The following is a 3841-nucleotide window of genomic DNA, read 5'->3' as shown; positions in this document are numbered from 1 at the left end:
ACATAAGAGTAGGCGATGGAAAAATAAATGTAGACATATAATGCAGCCATCTACGACAACTTTTTTAACAAAAATAGACTAACCTAAACCCAGAAGGAACCAAAACAAAATTTCCTGTTAGAAAATATTACGAATTTCTATTTTATATAGCCATTTTTCCGTATAGTTGCATAAAGATATGTACTACAAGCCTGTTGAATAAAAAGGAGAGGCGTGTAAACCAATGGCTACCTATCACAATCAAGTATTTGTGTCTGTGCCGGAACACGAAGTCCGTGATAAATGTTCACCTATTTACTTTACCTGCATTCAGGAAGGTTTGATCGTGCGTGCCGCTTATACCGGAGAGGGCATACAATGCGGGACCTTAGTCGGCATGGTTGATCATGAAGGGGAACTTCATTTTAAATACCATCATGTGAACAAGAACAATGAGCTGCGGAGCGGAGTGGGGAGGCTGGTGCCTGAATGGCTGCCAGATGGCCGCTTAACGCTGACTGGAACCTGGCAGGGATTGGACGGTTTACAACAAGAGAAAATGCAGTGCCATTCCTATCAAGGCGCTTTTCAAGGTGCCAGGCACCTCAATTACACAAGTGTGTAATCGTGGTGCCTGGCACCGTTTCTTTTTTTAACGGCATAGCTGAAGCTGTGGCTGAGAAAGAATTCTTATGGCTTCCTTATTGTTTGATACATCCAAAAAAATTTTTGTCTGCTCTCCCAGATAGATTGCTTTGATTTTCACTTTACACCACAATGCCCCATGGATCATTCCGATTTGTCCGGGTGCACCTGAAGCAATATCAAGGATTTGAATGACTTGCTTTTCTGTCCAATGCAAATGCAAAGGATAAAGAGTATTCCTGACGGCCTGAATTTCGTTCGGAATCTCACCTTCTGTACTTCCAACTACAAATCTAACGACATTTTGAGGACTGTTGGGATCTGGTTTCAATTGTTGGAAGCCATTGATGTTTATACCGTTCAGTGCAAAGTGCTTTAGTAATTTTGCAAGGGTCCGATCATCTGCTATTAATAGAAACTGGGTTCTCATTTTATAATTTAGTCCGTTAGGCATCGATTCCATTACTCCTTTAGCGGCTCTTATTTATTTAAAAATATGTCATAGGAATAGTACTCATAACCAAAAACCAGAGGACACGCAACGCTATTTTTAAAACGTAAAAAGCCCCTCCTGGTAAATAAGGAGAGGGCTTCTTAATTTAAATCTATTACTTGAAAATATCATACGAGACGGTTCCGCTTTTGATGGTGAGTGATTTTAGTTTTTGGTTTACTTCTGGGTTGGCTTTGAGTTCTCCCATGAATTTATCATAGGCTTCCTGGACAGAGGAGACCGTGTAAACCGCCCGCTGCCGTTTTTGGTCTGTTGAAGCTTCTACTAAAAAGAGATCAAACGTGTCTTTGTTCAAGAATCGCACCCCCATAGCTTTATGGTTATTATTTTCTGCAATAGTATTGAGAGTCCTGCCTATGGAGGGGCTGTTACAAAAAAGTAAAATTAACAGAGGAGTTGTAAAATAGCTTCTATTAAATGGATAGTTAAAAAACAGGCAGCAGTGAACGCTGTCTTTTTTTGTCCGGTTCAGAGGATAATGTCGCGATTTTGTCGCATAATTTATCATCCAAGATGTTCCAATATAGAGTAGAATAAGAGTGGGTGATCAAATTATGCTGAAAAAATTAATAAAGAATATGGATTATAGTTTAGTAGTGGCCACTGTTGGCTTATGTATATTTGGTTTAGTCATGATCTATAGCAGCAGCTATTGGGTCGCATTTAATTATGGTAGAGAAGCTGATTTCTTCTTTAATCGGCAGCTCATTTTTGTACTCGGAGGTTTTGTGATTTTTTGTCTCTCCTCTATCTTTCCATACAAAGCGTATATGAAACTAACCAAACTATTAATTACGGTGACGGTCTTTCTATTAATTCTTGTTTTTGTTTTGGGAAAGGTCGTTAATAATGCGCAATCGTGGATCAGTCTGGGAGGGTTTAACCTTCAGCCGGCTGAAGCGGCAAAAATCGCGATCATCATCTACTTGGCATCGATATTATCGAAGAAACAATCCTACATTTCCGACTTTAACAAGGCCATTGCACCACCGTTAGTTGTCGTTGGATTTATTGCCTTCCTCATTCTCATGCAGCCTGACTTCGGTTCGATGCTCATCCTGGTTTCCATTGCGGCATGTATCCTGGTTTGTGCGAAGATACGCTTTCGCCATGTTGCGATTCTTTCGGTATCGTCGGCAGTACTGATGATTGTTTTCTTCATGTTTGTGGCGAGTGATGAACAGCTTTCCCGTTTTAAGGGAGCCTACTCACCATTTGAACACCAGAAAGAGGGCTATCAGCTCATCAATTCCTATGTCGCCATTTCTGCCGGAGGAATGGAAGGGGTAGGGCTCGGGAACGGGCGTACAAAGTATGGATACCTGCCAGAGGGACAGACGGATTTTATCATCGCCAACGTCTCGGAGGAGTTTGGATTTGCCGGTGTTCTGGCCTCAATCACAGGATTATTTTACATCGTGATCAGAGGATTTATCATTGGCCTGCGCTGTAAAGATACGTTCGGCCGGCTGCTGGCGTTCGGTGTGGCCAGTATGATCGGGATCCAATCGTTCATTAACCTTGGCGCTGCCACAGGGCTCCTGCCAGTTACCGGTGTTCCACTGCCTTTTCTAAGCTATGGCGGGTCATCACTCCTGGTCATCATGTTCTCAATGGGAATTCTGACGAACGTTTCCGCGTTTGTGAACATGAAGCGAAACCCGGTTCATGAAGATGCTTTGGATAAAGATAAGCCTTTAACACCTCTTCCCAAAAACACAGTTGCTGCGTTTCCTTATCAAAACAAAAAGAAACCAGCCCACTAAAAAAGGTTTGCAAATTGCTCTCTCATTCCGTCATGATGTAAGAAAACCGATAGAATGGGAGAGTGGAAAATGATCGATACGTTCGAAGTTGTCATCACGCCATTTCAGAGAAAACGGAAGGTAAGGGTCTGCCTGCCGAATGGTTATGAAACAAGCGGAAAAACATATCCAGTCCTGTATATGCATGACGGACAGAACCTGTACTGTGATGAGGATGCGAGCTTCGGCACATCCTGGGGTGTAAAGGATTATATAGAAGAAAGCGGTCTTGAGCTGATTGTCGTGGGGATTGATTGTGCGGATGGAACTGACCGTCTGGATGAGTACGGTCCATGGGAGAATGCCGACATTGCAGACAAGCAGAACCTGGATAAAAATGCTTACGGCGGCGGGGGTGAAAAATACATCGATTATATCGTGCATGAACTCAAGCCCCTGATCGATCAAAAATACCGTACCCAGCGCAATGACACGCTGATGGCAGGAAGCTCGATGGGCGGTCTGATCTCGACATACGCAGCCTGCGCCTATCCGCTCATTTTCACTCGGGTAGCTTCTGTTTCGTCTGCCTATTGGTTCAGCCAGCAGGAGATTGAAGAGCTGATCCGGGAAAGCGACCTATCCAGCGTGAAAAAATTCTACATGGACGTTGGTACAAAGGAAGACTCCGGAAATGTAAATAACCAGATGTATATCGATTCAAGCGACCGGGTGTACGAGATCATGAAGGATAAGGTGAGTGACTGCCGCTATGACGTAGTCGAAGGCGGCATACATAACGAAGCAGATTGGAGAAAACGCCTGCCGGAGATTTTGGGTTATTTGTTTAACTGAAATCAAAAAAGTTCCTATCCCAATACAATGGGATAGGAACTTTTTTGATTGTAAATTGTAAATTTATAACAAGTATCGGCATTCATTTTCCTCATAAAAAGAA

Annotated in this window: 5 protein-coding genes; 3 read left to right on the top strand and 2 right to left on the bottom strand. The window is 42.9% G+C overall.

Going from position 1 to position 3841, the window contains the following annotated elements; all coding sequences use genetic code 11:
• Positions 1-223 precede the first annotated feature (223 nt).
• Positions 224-604: a n-acetylglutamate synthase gene (locus P4361_RS23115; protein WP_328091232.1), complete on the top strand. Its 381-nt coding sequence runs from the start codon at positions 224-226 to the stop codon at positions 602-604.
• Between the two features lie 27 nt (positions 605-631).
• On the opposite strand, the gene P4361_RS23110 is transcribed toward P4361_RS23115, so the two are convergent.
• Both P4361_RS23110 and P4361_RS23105 read right to left on the bottom strand, forming a co-directional pair.
• Complete coding sequence (locus P4361_RS23110) at positions 632-1078, bottom strand: hypothetical protein (protein ID WP_328091231.1); 447 nt, start codon at positions 1076-1078, stop codon at positions 632-634.
• 154 nt (positions 1079-1232) lie between these two features.
• The gene (locus P4361_RS23105) at positions 1233-1433 is read right to left on the bottom strand and encodes a hypothetical protein (RefSeq protein ID WP_053356856.1); all 201 of its coding nucleotides are present in this window, start codon (positions 1431-1433) and stop codon (positions 1233-1235) included.
• Between the two features lie 259 nt (positions 1434-1692).
• Between P4361_RS23105 and P4361_RS23100 the strand changes: the two genes are divergently transcribed.
• Together P4361_RS23100 and P4361_RS23095 are read left to right on the top strand one after the other, a co-directional pair.
• A complete protein-coding gene (locus tag P4361_RS23100) occupies positions 1693-2904 on the top strand; it encodes an FtsW/RodA/SpoVE family cell cycle protein (protein WP_328091230.1) in 1212 nt (403 codons plus the stop codon).
• Between the two features lie 69 nt (positions 2905-2973).
• Entirely contained in the window at positions 2974-3738 is a 765-nt protein-coding gene (locus P4361_RS23095; RefSeq protein WP_328091229.1) for an alpha/beta hydrolase, read from the top strand.
• Positions 3739-3841: the final 103 nt, after the last annotated feature.

Origin of the sequence: Fictibacillus sp. B-59209, assembly GCF_036216745.1 — a bacterium.
GTDB classification, from domain to species: domain Bacteria; phylum Bacillota; class Bacilli; order Bacillales; family Fictibacillaceae; genus Fictibacillus_C; species Fictibacillus_C marinisediminis.
Note: the sequence above shows the minus strand (reverse complement) of the source record. Positions and strands in the feature narration are given on the sequence as shown.

Bases quoted from the DNA above. Each gene is read 5' to 3' on its own strand.
- P4361_RS23115 (WP_328091232.1), top strand. From the start codon at position 224: ATGGCTACCTATCACAATCAAGTATTTGTGTCTGTGCCGGAACACGAA.
- P4361_RS23110 (WP_328091231.1), bottom strand. From the start codon at position 1,078: ATGCCTAACGGACTAAATTATAAAATGAGAACCCAGTTTCTATTAATA.
- P4361_RS23100 (WP_328091230.1), top strand. From the start codon at position 1,693: ATGCTGAAAAAATTAATAAAGAATATGGATTATAGTTTAGTAGTGGCC.
- P4361_RS23095 (WP_328091229.1), top strand. From the start codon at position 2,974: ATGATCGATACGTTCGAAGTTGTCATCACGCCATTTCAGAGAAAACGG.